At 71.9% G+C, this 15,043-nt stretch carries 13 protein-coding genes and 1 pseudogene; 4 read left to right on the top strand and 10 right to left on the bottom strand.

The features are described 5' to 3' along the window. A pseudogene (locus NBM05_RS12265) lies at positions 1 to 520 on the top strand (cation-translocating P-type ATPase); the annotation flags it as partial. A gap of 458 nt (positions 521 to 978) precedes the next feature. Further along, positions 979 to 3,294 (top strand): glucose PTS transporter subunit IIA, encoded by a 2,316-nt coding sequence (locus tag NBM05_RS12260; protein WP_254167864.1) that lies wholly within the window; start codon positions 979 to 981, stop codon positions 3,292 to 3,294. A 248-nt stretch (positions 3,295 to 3,542) separates the two neighbouring features. On the opposite strand, the gene NBM05_RS12255 is transcribed toward NBM05_RS12260, so the two are convergent. The 3 genes from NBM05_RS12255 to NBM05_RS12245 form a co-directional block, all read right to left on the bottom strand. After that, the gene (locus tag NBM05_RS12255) at positions 3,543 to 3,998 is read right to left on the bottom strand and encodes an acyl-CoA thioesterase (RefSeq protein WP_254167862.1); all 456 of its coding nucleotides are present in this window, start codon (positions 3,996 to 3,998) and stop codon (positions 3,543 to 3,545) included. A gap of 117 nt (positions 3,999 to 4,115) precedes the next feature. Beyond that, positions 4,116 to 5,729 carry a GH25 family lysozyme gene (locus NBM05_RS12250; protein ID WP_254167853.1) on the bottom strand — a complete coding sequence of 538 codons (1,614 nt, stop codon included), beginning with the start codon at positions 5,727 to 5,729 and terminating at the stop codon, positions 4,116 to 4,118. A 170-nt stretch (positions 5,730 to 5,899) separates the two neighbouring features. After that, the gene (locus NBM05_RS12245; RefSeq protein ID WP_254167851.1) at positions 5,900 to 7,342 is read right to left on the bottom strand and encodes an amino acid permease; all 1,443 of its coding nucleotides are present in this window, start codon (positions 7,340 to 7,342) and stop codon (positions 5,900 to 5,902) included. Positions 7,343 to 7,494: 152 nt separating this feature from the next. On the opposite strand from NBM05_RS12245, the gene NBM05_RS12240 reads away from it, so the two are divergent. Further along, positions 7,495 to 8,355, top strand: a complete 861-nt coding sequence (locus NBM05_RS12240; RefSeq protein WP_254167849.1) for an MBL fold metallo-hydrolase — start codon at positions 7,495 to 7,497, stop codon at positions 8,353 to 8,355. Between the two features lie 51 nt (positions 8,356 to 8,406). Here the strand turns inward: NBM05_RS12240 and NBM05_RS12235 are convergent, their stop codons facing one another. Then, positions 8,407 to 9,099, bottom strand: coding sequence for a queuosine precursor transporter (locus NBM05_RS12235; protein WP_254167847.1), 693 nt, complete (start codon positions 9,097 to 9,099; stop codon positions 8,407 to 8,409). Positions 9,100 to 9,242: 143 nt separating this feature from the next. On the opposite strand from NBM05_RS12235, the gene NBM05_RS12230 reads away from it, so the two are divergent. Then, complete coding sequence (locus tag NBM05_RS12230; RefSeq protein WP_373689331.1) at positions 9,243 to 10,064, top strand: hydroxymethylpyrimidine/phosphomethylpyrimidine kinase; 822 nt, start codon at positions 9,243 to 9,245, stop codon at positions 10,062 to 10,064. Between the two features lie 25 nt (positions 10,065 to 10,089). Here the strand turns inward: NBM05_RS12230 and NBM05_RS12225 are convergent, their stop codons facing one another. The 6 genes from NBM05_RS12225 to NBM05_RS12200 form a co-directional block, all read right to left on the bottom strand. Then, positions 10,090 to 10,752: a TetR/AcrR family transcriptional regulator gene (locus tag NBM05_RS12225; protein WP_254167844.1), complete on the bottom strand. Its 663-nt coding sequence runs from the start codon at positions 10,750 to 10,752 to the stop codon at positions 10,090 to 10,092. 48 nt (positions 10,753 to 10,800) lie between these two features. After that, positions 10,801 to 11,121 carry a type II toxin-antitoxin system VapB family antitoxin gene (locus NBM05_RS12220; RefSeq protein ID WP_254167842.1) on the bottom strand — a complete coding sequence of 107 codons (321 nt, stop codon included), beginning with the start codon at positions 11,119 to 11,121 and terminating at the stop codon, positions 10,801 to 10,803. Between the two features lie 230 nt (positions 11,122 to 11,351). Further along, a complete protein-coding gene (locus NBM05_RS12215; RefSeq protein ID WP_373689332.1) occupies positions 11,352 to 13,091 on the bottom strand; it encodes an MDR family MFS transporter in 1,740 nt (579 codons plus the stop codon). Between the two features lie 47 nt (positions 13,092 to 13,138). Then, positions 13,139 to 13,789, bottom strand: a complete 651-nt coding sequence (locus NBM05_RS12210) for a TetR/AcrR family transcriptional regulator (RefSeq protein WP_254167838.1) — start codon at positions 13,787 to 13,789, stop codon at positions 13,139 to 13,141. Positions 13,790 to 13,871: 82 nt separating this feature from the next. Continuing rightward, a complete protein-coding gene (locus NBM05_RS12205; RefSeq protein ID WP_254167836.1) occupies positions 13,872 to 14,510 on the bottom strand; it encodes an RES family NAD+ phosphorylase in 639 nt (212 codons plus the stop codon). After that, positions 14,507 to 15,034 carry a hypothetical protein gene (locus tag NBM05_RS12200; protein WP_254167834.1) on the bottom strand — a complete coding sequence of 176 codons (528 nt, stop codon included), beginning with the start codon at positions 15,032 to 15,034 and terminating at the stop codon, positions 14,507 to 14,509. The genes NBM05_RS12205 and NBM05_RS12200 overlap by 4 nt, the downstream gene beginning before the upstream one ends. Positions 15,035 to 15,043: the final 9 nt, after the last annotated feature.

Here is a 15,043-nt window from a genome sequence, read left to right as displayed (position 1 = left end):
GCAGTCCTCCGCCGCGAACCGGATGCGCAGCGGCGGCCCCTCCTGCGTGCTGCCCGTGCCGCCAAACACCCGCCGGTACGTCTCCGGGTTCCTGAGGCGGGCGCTGCACTTCGCGCTGCCCAACGCCGTCGTGGTCACCCTCGGCGTGGTTGGGATCAACCTCTACGCGCGCGTGGCCGACTCCGTGAGCGCCACGACCGAGGAGATCCAGACCTCGAGCTTCATCGTCCTGGTCCTGCTGGGCCTGTGGATCCTGTGCGTGGGCTCCCGCCCGCTGACCCGGGCGCGGCTGGGCCTGCTCCTGCTGATGTACGTGCTGCTGGTGGTGGTGCTGAGCGTCCCGTGGTCGCTGCTCTACCACGAGTTCCAGACGCCCCAGGCGGACCTGCTCTGGGCGGCCTTGATCGTGAGCGCCGTCGGCAGCGCCCTGATCGAGCTGAACTTCCGGCTCCACAGCCGCTGGCTGCGCCTGACGCAGCGAGAGGCCTACGACGCCGCGGTGCGGGCCGGGCAGGTCTGACGGACCGGGCGGATCCGACGGGCCGAAATGGTCGGACGAGGCTGATGGGCCGAGCCGACGGACCGGGCGGACCCGGCCGGCCGGGCGGACCCGACCGGCCGGACTGGCCTGCCGGGCCGGACGAGTCCGGGCGGACCCGACCGGCCGGACTGGCCTGCCGGGCCGGACGAGTCCGGGCGGACGGAACCGCCTCGGTGCCCATTGCCCCCCGGCTGACCTGAGAGTATAGTCACTCCCGGCCCGGCCGGAAGCGCCGGGCGACCCTACAGGGTTGTAACTGCATCAGCAGGCAAGACCTGGACCCCTCCCCTCGGGAACCCCTCTGCCCGCGCACGCGCGCGGCCGGGATTCCCGGCGACTCGTCGCGCCCCGCGCGGCGGACGACCCGGAGGCGGTTCGGGTCTTTCGCGTTTAACAGGCGGCCCCACCGGGCGCGCCGAGGCAGCGAGGAGTCACACGTGGACCATCGGAAGACGGCGGAGTCCGTCCTGAAGGGCCTGGGCGGGCCCGAGAACATCGACTACTTCACCCACTGCGCGACCCGCCTGCGGGTCACGCTCCACGACAAGTCGGTGGTGGACAAGCCCGCCATCGAGAAGACCGAGGGCGTCCTGTCCGTCATCGAGCAGTCGGGGCAGACGCAGGTCGTGATCGGCAACGAGGTCGCCAGCGTCTACGACGAGCTGGCCCGGATGCCCGGGATGGACCGCGACTCCCGCGAGGCCGGGAGCGCCCGCGCCGCCGGCGGCGAGGCCGGCACCGGTGACGCCGGCCAGGCACCCGGCACGAAGGCCGGCCCCATCACCCGCATGTTCGACGTCCTCTCGGACTCGTTCCGCCCGGTCCTCTGGGCGCTGCTGGGCTCCTCGATGATCCTCACGCTGATCGTCCTCCTGCAGCAGCTGGGCTTCTTCGGCCACTACACGAACTTCGCCGGCGAGACCGTCACCGCGGACCTCGTCAACGGCCCCCGCCTCGGCGACGACGCCGCGAGCGCGGACCTGCTCAACCAGTGGCGCGCCCAGTTCCCGTTCTGGTTCATCATCCTCGGCGCCGCGATGTCGGTGCTGAACTTCATGCCGATCCTCATCGGCGCGACGGCGGCCAAGCGGCTCGGCGCCAACATGTGGGTCGGTGCCGCGATCCCCGCCGCGCTGATGACCAGCGCGTTCTCCGGGCTGAACGAGATCGCGGATGCCAACGGCGTCGTGCCCCTGTTCTCGATCGGCGGCTGGGACGTCCCGCTGTACATGTTCGACTACACCGGCCAGATCTTCCCCCCGCTGTTCGCGGTGGCGCTGCTGGCGCCGCTGGAGCGGCTGCTCAAGCGGGTGATCCCGAACGTGCTCCACATGGTCTTCGTGCCCATGCTCTCGCTGCTCATCATGGTGCCGCTGACCGCGCTGGTCATCGGGCCGATCGGCGTGAACCTCGGGCTCGGGATCTCCGAGATCTTCCAGTGGCTCAACGACATCAACCCCGCGATCGTGGGCGTCGTCGTCGCCGGCTCCTACCTGTTCATGGTGCCGCTGGGGCTGCACTGGCCGCTGAACGCCGTCATGATCTCCAACCTCTCCACGCTGGGATACGACTTCATCCAGTCGCCGATGGCCGCCTACAACTTCGCGGTCTTCGGCGTGGTGACCGGTGTGGCGATCCGCGCGGCGCGGGACAAGGAGCTGCGTCAGGTGGCCACGGGCGCGGCGGTGTCCGGGCTGGTGGGCGGCATCTCGGAGCCGTCGCTGTACGGCGTCGTGCTGCGGTACAAGCGGGTGTTCCCGCTGATCCTGGTCCCCGCGATGATCGCGGGCGGGCTGATCTCCTGGATGGGCGTGCGCTCCTACGCCTTCGCGTTCACCTCGCTGCTGTCCATCCCGGCGATGCAGCCGATCCCGCTGTTCGTGATCGGGCTGGCCGTGGCGTTCGGCGGCGGGCTCGTGGGCGTGCTGGTCTTCGGCTTCCGCTCCAAGGAGCAGCGCGAGGCTGACCTCGCCAAGCAGAACATCCCGGCCGACGCGGTGCCCTCGGAGGAGAACGCTCCGGACCTCGTGGGGGCCGGGGTCGGGGCCTCGGCGGGGAGCGTCTCCGGGGCTGCCGTTGCGGGTGCCTCCGCGGGCGCCGGGACGGGCGCCTCCGTGGGCGCCGGCCCGGGTGCCGGCGCGGGCGTTCCCGCGACATCCGGCACCGATGGCTCCACGGCGATCGGTGCGGGGACCGCCGCGGCCTCCGGCTCGGAGACCGCTCCGGCCCGCGACGCCGGGAGCGCGTCCGCCGGGCGGGACGACGCGGCCTGGTCCTCCGGCGAGGAGGCCGGCTCCGGCGTCGTGACCGTCGGGGCGCCGCTGGCCGGCCGGGCCGTGGACCTCGCGGAGGTCCCGGACCCGATCTTCGCGGCCGGGAAGCTCGGCCGCGGCGTCGCGATCGAGCCGTCGGAGGGGACCGTCACGGCCCCGGAGGGCGGCACGGTCATCGCGACGCCGGCCTCGGGCCACGCGATCGGGCTGCGGCTCGACTCCGGCGTCGAGCTGCTGATCCACGTCGGGATCGACACCGTGAACCTGCGCGGCGAGGGCTTCGAGGTCGCGGTGGCCAAGGGCGAGCGCGTCGCGGCCGGTCAGACGCTGCTGACCTTCGACGCCGCCGCGATCCGCGACGCCGGCTACCCCCTCGTCACGCCGGTGCTGGTCACCAACACCCCGCGGTTCGAGGCGGTGGACGGCCTGCCCGCCGAGCGGGTGGCCCCCGGCGACGAGGTGATCTCGATCCGGCGGTAGGCCGCGCCCGGGGCGGCGGAGCGGCCCACCGCGTCGTTTCGAGCCCGCGGGACGACGTCGGCCCCGGTCCGGTCCCCACGGGGTCCGGGCCGGGGCCGACGTCGTCCCGCCGCCCGGTCCCCGCGCCGGGAGCCCGCACGGCCGGCAGACGACTCGTCAGACTCCAGGAGCCCACACGGCCGGCAGACGACTCGTCAGCTGCCGCGCGTGCGGGCCACCCGTCAGGCGGCGTGCGTGCAAACCACTCGTCAGGTGCCGCGCGTGTGGGCGCGCAGCAGCTCCCGCTGCTCGGGAGAGATCCGCACCAGGCGCCCGGTGGGCTCGTGGAAGAAGGCCAGGACCGTGCTGGCCTCCGCGCACAACCGGCCGTCGACGCCGTCGCGGATCGCGTACCCCACCGTCAGGCTGGCGGCCGTCGCCGTCTCGATCCACACCTCCACGCGCGCCGGGACCGTGCGGTAGGCCAGCGGCGAGCGGTACTTCACGTGGTTCTCGGCCACCAGCGCCTGCGTGCCCTCGGGCAGCTCGTTGAAGACGGGCAAGGGGACCTCGAAGCCGGCCTCGCCCGTGCCCGCCGGCGGCCCGAAGGCGGCCACGCGGGCCTCCTCCATGATCCGCACGACCTGGACGTTGTTCACGTGCCCGTAGGCGTCCATGTCTCCCCAGCGCAGGGGGACGTCGATGGCGAGGGTCTCAGAGCTCATGGCCCCACCCTACCCATCGACGCCCGCCGGCTTCCCGTCCGGCCCCCGGTCCGTCGAGCAGCCGGCCTGCCAGTCCCCCGGCCGGCGCCGGGGGGCTCACCGCCCCGGACCGCTCGCTCAGCTGGCCCCGGTCAGGGTCCGCCCGCCGGAGAACCGCTGGGAGTAGCCGTTCCCGCTGCGCTGCCGGTCGGTCGTGGGGTAGCCGTAGCCGCGCTCGTAACCGGCCTGCATCCACTGCTTGCCGATCGCGCCCCAGGTGTAGACGGCGTGCGTGCCGGTCCCGAAGGGGGTCCAGTAGACGGTGTACCCGTTGGAGAAGGTCTGGTAGCAGCCGCCGCCCGTGAGCCCGCAGGCCTCGTCGTGCAGCGGGTAGCCGTAGCCGCGCTCGTAGCCGGCCTGCATCCACTTCTCCCCGATCGCGCCCCAGGTCTTGACCGCGTTGGTCCCGGTCCCGTTGGGCGTCCAGTAGATGGTGTAGCCCTTCGAGAACGTCTGGAAGCAGCCCGACTGCACCAGGCCGCACGACTCGTTGTTCACCGGCTCGCCGTAGGTCCCCCGCGCCTTGTTCCACTTGGTCCCGATGGCCCCGGACAGCTTGACCTGCCGCCCGTTGCCCGAGGTGTAGACCTGCCCGGAGGGTGCGGCCGCGTGGGCCGGGGTCCGGCCGCCCAGGGGCTTGTGCGCCGCGTTGACCACCAGGTCCCTCAGCTGCGCGGCGGACCCGCGGTACACGTTCGAGTCGCCGGAGAACGGCCCCGAGGCGCTGTACTGCCACACGTCGTGGGTGCTCCACCCGGAGGGTAGCGGGCCCACCGAGCCGGAGTAGTTGGCCAGGTGCAGCGGCATGTGGTTGAACTCCGAGGTGCTGCCGATGCAGGAGTTCCACCACGACGTCGCGGTGTAGATCATCGGGTAGCGCCCGGTCTTCTGGAGGTACCTGTTGGCGAAGGACGTGATCCACGACTTCAGCTGCGCCGGGCTCATGTTGAAGCACTGGTTGCCGAGCGAGGCGTAGGGGTTGAACTCGACGTCGAGCAGGCCCGGCATCGTGCGGCCGTCGGCCGTCCAGCCGCCGCCGTTGGCGATGAAGTAGTCGGCCTGCGCGGCCCCGCTGGAGACCGAGGGCAGCGCGAAGTGGTACGCCCCGCGGTACATCCCGGCATTGGCGGCGCCCGTGTACTGGCCGTTGAAGCTCGGGGACCGGTAGCCGGTGCCCTCGGTCGTCTTGACGTAGGCGAACCGGGCGCCGTTGCGGTACTCCGCGGCCCAGTCGACGGTCGGCTGCCAGCCTGAGACGTCCATGCCGAGGATGCCCGCGGGCTTCCACGCGGCGGCCTCGCCGGTGGCCGGGGGCGCGGAGGCGGCGGCCGCCTGGGGCACGCCGGCCTGCTGCAGCCGGCTGATGCCGGCGGCGGTGGACTCCTGGGAGAGGTGCGAGGTCTCCCCCAGCGGCTTGGAGCCCTGGCCCAGGGTCGCGCCGGGGTTGGCGCCGCCGGTGGTCGGCGGCACCGCGGGCAGCCCCGGGTCGCGGAGCACGTCGCCCTCGGGCACGACGCCGCGCGCCTGGGCGGACTCCTGCCCGCCGGTCGCCGGGCCCAGCGGCGCGTTGGCCACGGCCGGGTCCTGGGCGAGGGCCGGCGTCGTGCCCAGCGCCAGGGCGGTGCAGCACAGGGCCGCGATCAGGGTGCGTCGGAGGCGGCCCAGCGGCCGCGATCGGTCGGTGAAGGTCATGCGAAGTCCTCAGGCAGGTGCGCCGGTCCGCGCCCGGGGCGGCGGCCCGTCATGCGAATTAATCCATCCCCCACCACCGGATCCTAGGGAACGGGCTCGCTTCCGCCTATGGACTTTCGTCGCATCGCACCGCGACCATGGGACCGTCGGGACCGCTCCCCGGCCGCGGGTCAGACCTCGGCGCCGGCCTCGGCGGGCCGCTCCGACGCACCGGTCGCCCGCCCGGCCTCCTCGAAGGCCTCGCGGTCCACCGTGACGTGCCGGCGCACGACCGCGAAGTACAGCACCGTGAGCACCACGAAGTAGCCGACGCCGACCAGGCCCGCCATCCGCATGTCCTCCAGGACGAAGACGGTCGAGAACACCGAGGCGAGCCCCACCATGCCGAGGATCGCCATGGGCACGCCCCCGAGGAGCCGGAAGCTGCTCGAGGCCCCCTCCCGCCGCCGGTAGAAGACGTATGCCAGCAGGATCATGAACCAGACGATGAGCACGCAGCTGGTGATCAGCGCGACCATGAGCACGAAGACGTTGGAGATCCCCGAGGCGGCCATGACGACGACGAGCAGGATCCCGACGGTGGAGCCGATCAGCGCCCGGACCGGGATCCCGCTCGCGCTGGTCCGGCGGAACCCGCGCGGAGCCATGCCCTGGTAGGACAGCGAGTGCAGCAGCCGGGTCCCGGCGTAGACGTTGGCGTTGGCCGCCGAGAGCGCGGCGACCAGGACGATGAAGTTCAGGATGGCCGCGGCCGCGGGGATCCCGGCCTCGGAGAACACCAGGACGAAGGGGCTGGTCTCCAGCTCGCCGGAGGCGGCCGCCGCGGACCAGGGCATGAGCGACATGACCACGAACAGCGCGAGGACGTAGAAGGTCGCCAGCCGCCAGATGGTGGCCTTGCCCGCGGTCCGCACCGAGCGGACCGGGTCCTTGGCCTCGGCCGCGGAGATCGAGATCAGCTCGACCCCGCCGAACGAGAACATCACCAGCGCCATGGCCAGCCAGACGGAGGACGCGCCGTTGGGCATGAACCCGTTCTCCGTCAGGTGCCCCACGCCCTCCGCCGGGTGGCTGGGCAGCCCGAAGAAGATCAGGATCAGCCCGATGAGGATGAAGGCGATGACGGCGAAGACCTTGATCCCGGAGAGGAAGAACTCGACGAGGCCGAAGGACTTGACGCTGAAGGCGTTGAGCAGGATGACCCCGACGCCGAAGGCCGCGATCCCCCACCACAGCGGCAGCTCGGGCCACCAGAACCGCAGGTACGTGGACACGGCCACGAGCTCCGCCCCGGCCACGCACACGGTGGTCGCCCAGTATGCCCAGCGGGTGATGTATCCGCCGAAGGCCCCGAGGAACCGCCCGGCCATGGTCCCGAAGCCGCCGCGGACGGGGTACTTCACCGCCATCTCGCCCGCGGCGCAGGCGATGATCGCCGCGATCAGCGAGCCCAGCGCGTAGCAGACGATGACGGCCGGGCCCGCGACGCTGATCGCCGCGCCCGAGCCGAGGAAGAGCCCCGTGCCCAGGGCGGAGCCGAGCGCGATCATCGTCATCTGCTCGTGCGAGAGCGAGCGGGCCAGCCCGCCCCCCGGCTTGTGTTGCTGAACCATACGGCGGCGAAGCCTTTCATCGGGGTGCGCGGGGCGGGGCCCAGCGCGAGTGTTGAGACGTTGTGACGGCGGAGGAGGGCCGGGAACCGGGACTCGCCGCAGACACCCACTCTAATCGCTGATCGCGCCGCCCCGTGTGGTGAACTAGTGGAATGAGTGCTTCCGCCAGTTCCGACGCTCACGTCAGCGCGCCGCGCGCCTGGGTGCGCACGAGCCCGCACACGGCCTACCTGACCGCCGACAACCCCGGGGACATGACCCTCGGGGGCACCAACACCTACGTCGTGGGCGCCCTGGGGGACCAGTGGCCGCCGGCCGAGGGGGCGGAGCGCCCCAGCATCGTGGTGGTGGACCCGGGGCCGGACGACGCCGCGCACGCCGACGCCGTGGCCGCGGCGGGCGACGTCGTGCTCATCCTGCTGACCCACCGCCACGCGGACCACACCGGCAACGCGGCCCGGCTGCGCGAGCTCACCGGCGCGCCCGTGCGGGGCTGGACCCCGGAGCTGTCCGCGGGGGCCGCGCCCCTGGAGGACGGCGAGGTCGTCTCGGCGGCCGAGGTGGAGCTCTTCGCCCTGCACTGCCCGGGGCACACCTCGGACTCGGTGTGCCTGCGCGTGGACGAGGACTCGGTGATCCTCACCGGCGACACCGTGCCGGGCGAGGGCACCACCATGCTCGACTACCCGGACGGGGACCTCGAGGACTACCTGGACACCCTGCGCGAGCTCATGGAGCACCGGGACCTGGCGGTGCTCCCGGCCCACGGCCCCGCGGGCGAGAGCCTCCACGAGGCCTGCGACCGGCTGCTGGACCACCGGCTCACGCGCATCCACGAGCTGCGCCAGCGGCTCAAGGCGACCGAGGACGACATCGCCCCCTCCGCCGGGGCCCTGGCCTCCAGCATCTACGGCGACGTCCCGGCGGGGACGCGGGAGTCGGCGCTGAAGACTCTGAAGGCCCAGCTGGCCTACCTGGTCGACATCGGGGAGATCGCCGGGTTCACCGACTGACCCCGCGGGCCGGCCGGGCTGGCCGGAGCCCGACGACGCCGCCGCGCGCCCTCACGACCCGGCCGCCACCGCCTCGGCACGCGGGTAGGTCGGCTCGTGCCGCTTGAACCAGCGGATCGTCGGGTAGGTGACCGGCAGCAGCACGACTTCGATCAGGCACTTGTACACGTAGCCGACCAGCAGGTAGTTGACGAAGTCGCCGGCCTGGGTGATGCCCAGGATGGGCGCCGCGACGAGGCAGAAGATCAGGGTGTCGGCGAACTCGCCCACCAGCGTCGACCCGATCAGCCGGGCCCACAGGTGCCTCCCCTCGGTCGCGCGCTTGATCAGGCCCATGATCCACGCGTTGAGCAGCTGGCCCACGAGGAAGCCGGCGAGCGAGCCGGCCACGATGCGCGGCACCGGCCCGAGCACGGTCTCGAAGGCCGTCTGGTTCTCGTAGAACTCCGCCGCGGGCAGGGCGATCACGATCCAGAAGCACACGCTGGCGAAGGCGCCCGCGCAGAAGCTGGTCACGATCGCGCGGCGGGCGGCGCGGAAGCCGTAGACCTCGGTCACGACGTCGCCCAGCACGTAGGCGAGGGGGAACAGGAAGAACCCGCCGTCGGTGATGATGGGGCCGAACGCGACGCCCTTGGTCGCGCCGATGTTGGACAGGATCAGCAGCACGCAGTACGCGGCGACCAGCAGATCGAAGTAGGTCTTGGGGCGGCGGGCGTACCGGGGTTCCGGGTGGGATTGCACGGGGGTTCTCACGATTCTGCGACGGGTAGGGTGCCCCGGCGCGGTCGTGCCGGCGCCGGGAGCGAAGGTCGTGGGGGCGGCGTTCGACGCCGCAGGGCCCGCCTGCCACCCGGGCCCTGAAAAGTGTACCGCCTGAGACCATAATGGGGGGTATGACTACCACGACATCGACCCCCGTCGCGATGACCATCGCCGGCTCCGAGGCGACCGGAGGCGCGGGCGCCCAGGCCGACCTGAAGACCTTCCAGGCCCTCGGCGTCTACGGCTGCCTCTCGCTGACCTGCATCGTCTCCTTCGACCCGAAGAACGACTGGGCCCACCGCCTGACCGCGGTGGACCAGCAGACCCTCGCCGACCAGCTCGAGGCCAACACGGCCGCCTACGACCTGGACGCGGTCAAGATCGGCATGCTCGGATCCCCCGCGACCATCGACACGGTCGCCCGCGTGCTCACCGACCTGAAGCCCCGCAACCTGGTGCTGGACCCGGTGCTGATCTGCAAGGGCCAGGAGCCCGGCGCCGCGCTCGACACCGACGAGGCGCTCAAGGCCCGGATCCTCCCCCTCGCCGACTTCATCACCCCCAACCACTTCGAGTCGCTCTCGCTCTCCGGCATGGACGAGATCACCACCGTCGCCCAGCTCGAGGAGGCGGCGCGGCGCATCCACGAGGCCTCCGGCGCGGCGGTGCTGGCCAAGGGCGGCGTGCGCCTGGAGGGGCCCGACGCCGTCGACGTCTTCTACGACGGCGAGACCCTGGAGGTCCTGAGCGCCCCGAAGATCGGCGAGGTGGCGGTGGCCGGGGCCGGCTGCTCGCTCGCCGCTGCCGTGACCGCCGAGCTGGCGAAGGGCGCGACACCACTCGAGGCCGCCCGCACGGCCAAGGACTTCGTCACCGAGGGCATCCGGGAGCGCCTGGCCTCCCACGCGCCCTTCGACACGCTCCGCCAGATCAACCGGGCCTAGCGGCGGACGACGCCGCCCGCCCGCCTCACGAGGCGATCTGCTCCAGCCGGGGGCGACCCTGGATCGGGACGGGGCGGCCCGCGTCGTCGAACCGCGCGCCCAGGCCCCGCTGCACGAAGGTCACGATCTGCTCCACGCGGGCCGTGCGGGTCTCCCCGTCCTCGAGCTGCCCGCGGTCGGTGGCCGAGCTGAGCGAGCCGTGGACCAGGCGGGCCAGGTCCCCGATGTCCGCCTCCGGCAGGTAGCCCTGCTCGATCGCCGAGCGCAGGATCTGGGCCAGCACCGCCTGCAGCTCGCCCACGTGGTGCCCCAGCTTCTCGAAGGACTCCGGGGAGAGCACCGAGCGCATGGTGGGGCCCGGGGGCAGGTGCCGCCGGGACATGTCCTCGATCTGCAGGCGCACGTAGACCGCCAGCTGGTCCACGGGGTTGTCGACCCGGGCCAGCTCGGTCCGGAGGTCGTTGATGAACCGCTCCGTCTCGTCCAGGGCGTAGGCCACGAGGAGCTCGCCCATGTCGGCGAAGTAGTTGTAGACGGCGGTGCGGCCGATGCCGGCGTTCTTGGCCACGTGGGTCATGGTCAGGCCGGTGAGTCCGCGGGTGTAGAGGAGGTCGCCGAAGGAGCGGAGGATCGCGTTCTGCGTGTTCTCCCGCTGTGCGGCGTTGGAGGAGGCGGTGATACGGGGCATGACGACAGCATACGCCCGGGTGTCACCAAAACAGAAGAGGCGACCGCGTCACTCCTGGTCGGCGTCGTCCGGGCCGTCCAGGTCCAGCACGCGGGCGTACATGACCTGCCGCCGCTGGAGGGCGCTGCGGAGTGCCCGGTGCACGCCCTCCTCGAGGTAGAGCTGGCCGTTCCAGCGGACCACGTGGGGGAAGAGGTCGCCGTAGAAGGTCGAGTCGTCGTGCAGGAGCGTGGCGAGGTCCAGCATGCGCTGGGTGGTGATCAGGTGGTCGAGCCGGACCTGCTGCGGGGCGATGACGCCCCAGTCGCGCGGGGTCGTGCAGCCGTGCTCGGGGTAGGGTCGGGCCTCACCCACCGCCTTGAAGATCATGGCCCCATCCTACGGCCAGTGCGGCCGCCGGGCCGGGAGCGCGACGACGCGCGGGCGGGAACGCGAGGACACCGGGGGCGGGAACGCGACGATGCGAGGCCGGGAGCACGACGACGCCGGGGCCGATCCGCGTAGATCGGCCCCGGCGTCGTCGCGTCTCGAGGGGGTCGCGGGGGTCGGGACTCACGGGGCCCGGGAGGTCCCGAACCCAGAGGCCCCGGCCGCGCGGGTCAGCGCGTCGGCATCATCGACCCGGTCTCGGGGATCGGGATCTCGCCGGTGCGCGGGGAGCGCTCCTCGGGATCCTCGCCGTCGGCGCGGTCCCGCTCGTCCCGGCCGCCCACGCGGGCGGGCTCCTCGTCCCGGATCGACTCCGAGGACTCGTCGCCGGCGGCCTGCGAGGTCGTGCCGGACTCGCCGACCGTGGTCGCCAGGGCCTTCTCGACGATGAACATCAGCAGCAGCGCGGCCAGGACGCCCAGCGGCATGATCCACAGGAAGATCGGCGTGAGGGCCTCGTTGTACGAGTTCACGATGATGTCGTGGATCGGGCCCGGCAGGGCGTTGACCAGCGCGGGCGTCAGGGAATTGGCGCCCCCGCCGTCGGACATCGCCTGGACCGGCAGCCGCTCCCCCAGGAAGGTCGTCAGGCGGGCCGTGAACAGGCCGCCCACCAGCGCAGAGCCGATGGTCGCGCCGACCTGGCGGAAGAAGTTGCTCGAGGCCGTCGCGGTGCCGACCATGCTGATCGGGAAGGAGTTCTGCACGATCAGGGTCAGCAGCTGCATCGACATGCCCAGGCCGAGGCCGATCAGCGCGAGGCACACGCAGATCTCCCACGTGGGGGTCTGCACCTCGAGCCGGGACAGGAAGAACAGGCCGGCGGCGATGAACAGCGAGCCGATCACGGTGAAGGCCTTGTAGCGCCCGAGCTTGGACACCACGGCGCCCACGGTCACCGAGGTGACGAGCATGGTGCCCATCATCGGGATCATGAGGAGACCGGCCTGCGTCGCGCTGACGCCCAGCACCATCTGCATGTAGGTCGGCATGTAACCGATCGCGCCGAACATCGCGATGCCCATGCACAGGCTGGCGATGGTGGTCAGGTTGAAGTTGCGGTCCTTGAACAGGGTCAGCGGCATGACCGGCTCGGCCACCTTGGCCTCGACCGGGATGAACACGGCGACGGCGACCACGGTCGCGATCAGCAGCCCGACGATGGTCGGCGAGCCCCAGTCGTACTGGTTGCCGCCCCAGGTCATGGCCAGCACGAGGCACGCGGTGGCCGCGGCCAGCAGCGCCATGCCCAGCACGTCGATCTTGCTGCGCTCGGTGCGCACCGACTTGTTGGTGTGCGGGATCAGGAAGATCGCGGCGAACAGCGCGAGCGCGGCGAGCGGCAGGTTCATCCAGAAGCCCCAGCGCCAGCCGGGACCCTCAGTGAGCCACCCGCCCAGCAGCGGGCCGGCCACGGAGGAGAACGCGAAGACGCCCATCAGGGCGCCCATGTACTTGCCGCGGTCGCGGGCGGGGATCACGTCGGCGATGACCGCCTGGGACAGGATCATGAGACCGCCACCGCCGAGGCCCTGCAGGCCGCGGGAGATGATCAGCGTCGTCATGTCCTGCGCGACGGCGCCCGTGAGGGAGCCGCCGGCGAAGGCGATGATCGCGAAGACCAGAAGGGGCTTGCGGCCCCAGAGGTCGCCGAGCTTGCCGTAGACCGGCATCATGATGGTCGAGACCAGGATGAACGCGGTGATCACCCAGCTCATGTGCTCGACGCCGTTCAGCTCGCCCACGATGGTGGGCAGCGACGGCGAGAGCACCGTCTGGTTGAGCGAGGACATGAGCATGATGATCATCAGGCCGATGAACAGCAGCAGGATGTTGGTGTGCGAGGCCTCGCCCCCGTGGTGGTGGGTCGAGGTCTGGGCCGGCGCGCTGGAGGCCTGGGGGCGCTCCATGACGGCGGAATCGCCGCGCCTCGAGTGGCGCGGCGTGTACGAGGTGCTCATCGAGCCTCCTTGACGATGTGTGCGAAAAGCGTGACGGTGGCGCCGATGGACGAGTCGAGCTCGTCCGAGGACAGGTCGGCGCCGAACTTGATGTGCCGGAGGACCGCGGCGGCCATGAGGACGGTCGCGCGGACCCGCTCGCTCTGGCGGGGGTCGGGGGCGCCCTCCTCGCCCTCCCGGCGGACCAGCCGGCCGGTGGACTCGTAGACCCCCCAGTCCATCGCGAGCAGGAAGTCCTGGAGCTCGTTCTCGCAGCGCAGCATGTGGATCTTCATGCGCTGCCGCAGCTCGGGGTGCTCGTCGAAGACCTCGCGGTTGAGCGTCCAGCTGTCCTGGGCGATCGAACCGCGAAGCACCCACATCAGGATGTGCGCGGCGTAGGAGAGCAGGCTGGTGCTCTCCACCTCCCGCATGGACTCCAGGACCTCCTCGCCCATCCGGGGCGGGCGGAGGCCGATGATGGCGTCCTCCTTGGAGGAGAAGTAGTTGAAGAAGGTGCGCGGGGATACCCCGGCCTGCTCCGCGATCAGCTCCGCGGTGGTCTGCTTGATCCCGCGCTCCCGCGCCAGCTCCGAGGCGGCACCGTGGATGGCGTCCCACGTGCGCACGCGGCGGCGCTCCCGCAACGACGGCTCACAAGTTTGCATAGCTATATGCTATGCAGTTGTGCACTCTTTGCACAACTGCAAGAACGTGTGGGATGGGTCTCCTCGAGCCACTCCGTGGGGCTCAGTCGATGACGTGCAGGTCCTTCGCGGAGAGCACCGGCTCGACCTCGACGCCGTCGGGCGCCATCGCCTCGACCACCCGGCGCATTGCGACGGACCCGCCCTCGACCGCCTCACCCACGGGGTGCTCACCGCCCTCCCCGAAGAGGTACAGGCACTGCGGGTCGGCCCCGGACCCGAAGCGCGAGCGGGACCGGATGCCGCCGAACCCCTCGGCATCCAGCGTCGCCGCCCAGCGGCGGGTCAGCGCGTACCCGTCCTCCATCGGCGCCATCACGTCGCCGAGCAGGACGCCGTGCGCGGCCGCCCGGGTGCTCAGGAAGTCGGCGATCCGCGCGGCGGGGAGCCTCAGGGCCGAGACCACCGCGTCGTCGACGGCGTCGGCGGGGATGTAGCGGTTGCCCACCAGCAGCTCCCCGAGGACCTCCCGGGCGGCCGTCTCGGGAGTCGAGGCGCAGTTCAGCGTCCCGCGCGGCGGATGGAGGTTGAACCGGCCCGGTGCGGAGGAGAACCACCAGGGGCCGCGTCGCGCGCCGTGGGCGCGGAACCACCGGGCCTCGTGGAGATCGGCGCGGAAGGGGAAGTCGCGGTGGTCCTCGGGAGGGCCGGGGGCGCGGAGGGTGGAGCGATGGCGGGTCATGCCACCTGCGACCACCCGGCGGCGTCGTCGCGGGCCACGGCGGTCAGCTGCGCCAGCTCCTCGCGGTCCCCCGCCTCGACGACCTGCAGCGGCGTGCGCCCGCCGAAGCGCGCGGCCGGGGAGGTCAGCCAGTACAGCACGGTCCATCCGGAGGCCCCGGACCCGAGCAGGATCTTCAGGTAGGGCACCAGGCCGGGGTCGACGGCGCCGTCCCGGAACTGCAGGACCGGGAACAGCGCCTGCCCCTCGGCGGAGAAGACGCGCAGCAGGGCGTGGCGCCGGATCCGGTCGTGGAGCGCCTGCCGGCTGCCGACGCCCAGGACCTTCATCACCCGGTCCCGGGAGTACAGGGGGCCGACCTGCGTGGTGACGCGGTTGGCCGTGCGGATCGCCCGGACGGCGGCGTGGGCCAGCCGCTCGGCGTGGCCCGGCGTGGTGTCGGAGAGCTCGCCGGCGTCCGCCATCTCCTCGAGGGAGCGGTCGATGCGCTCGTCGATCTCGCGCCGGAAGTCTGCTGCGGTCATGAGTGCCTC

Source organism: Rothia santali (genome assembly GCF_024199905.1).
Taxonomy (GTDB): domain Bacteria; phylum Actinomycetota; class Actinomycetes; order Actinomycetales; family Micrococcaceae; genus Rothia; species Rothia santali.
The sequence above is the reverse complement of the archived record's forward strand: the minus strand, read 5'-3'. Positions and strand labels throughout refer to the sequence as shown.

Coding starts and splice junctions, on each gene's coding strand:
- NBM05_RS12255 (WP_254167862.1), bottom strand. CDS start 3,998: ATGAGCTCTGAGACCCTCGCCATCGACGTCCCCCTGCGCTGGGGAGAC.
- NBM05_RS12250 (WP_254167853.1), bottom strand. CDS start 5,729: ATGACCTTCACCGACCGATCGCGGCCGCTGGGCCGCCTCCGACGCACC.
- NBM05_RS12245 (WP_254167851.1), bottom strand. CDS start 7,342: ATGGTTCAGCAACACAAGCCGGGGGGCGGGCTGGCCCGCTCGCTCTCG.
- NBM05_RS12240 (WP_254167849.1), top strand. CDS start 7,495: ATGAGTGCTTCCGCCAGTTCCGACGCTCACGTCAGCGCGCCGCGCGCC.
- NBM05_RS12230 (WP_373689331.1), top strand. CDS start 9,243: ATGGGGGGTATGACTACCACGACATCGACCCCCGTCGCGATGACCATC.
- NBM05_RS12225 (WP_254167844.1), bottom strand. CDS start 10,752: ATGCCCCGTATCACCGCCTCCTCCAACGCCGCACAGCGGGAGAACACG.
- NBM05_RS12220 (WP_254167842.1), bottom strand. CDS start 11,121: ATGATCTTCAAGGCGGTGGGTGAGGCCCGACCCTACCCCGAGCACGGC.
- NBM05_RS12215 (WP_373689332.1), bottom strand. CDS start 13,091: ATGGAGCGCCCCCAGGCCTCCAGCGCGCCGGCCCAGACCTCGACCCAC.
- NBM05_RS12210 (WP_254167838.1), bottom strand. CDS start 13,789: ATGCAAACTTGTGAGCCGTCGTTGCGGGAGCGCCGCCGCGTGCGCACG.
- NBM05_RS12205 (WP_254167836.1), bottom strand. CDS start 14,510: ATGACCCGCCATCGCTCCACCCTCCGCGCCCCCGGCCCTCCCGAGGAC.
- NBM05_RS12200 (WP_254167834.1), bottom strand. CDS start 15,034: ATGACCGCAGCAGACTTCCGGCGCGAGATCGACGAGCGCATCGACCGC.